Source organism: Bradyrhizobium sp. Kon56, from assembly GCF_055807635.1.
In genome coordinates, this window is sequence record NZ_JBVVOU010000527.1 from 1 (window position 1) to 252 (window position 252).

Consider the following 252-nt stretch of genomic DNA (forward strand, 5'->3'; position numbering starts at 1 on the left):
GTCACCGCGGGCGTCGGCTATGTGCAGCAGGAAGGTGGGCCGCGCCAGGCAATCCGCCCCGGCGACGTGGTGTGGATTCCACCGCACACCCGCCACTGGCATGGCGCGACGGCCACCCAGGGCATGACCCACATTGCCATCGCCGAAGCCGAAAACGGCAGCTCCGTCACCTGGGCCGAACAGGTGTCGGAGGCGCAATACGCCGGCCAACTGCCCGCGATGAACCGCGCCCTGCCCGCCTCGGACAGCTTG

1 protein-coding gene is annotated in these 252 nt (G+C 69.8%); it reads left to right on the forward strand.

The genetic code is table 11. From position 1 onward, the window contains the following. On the forward strand, positions 1–252 hold a 252-nt coding region (locus AC0L3B_RS39920; RefSeq protein ID WP_473383432.1), incomplete at both ends, for an AraC family ligand binding domain-containing protein.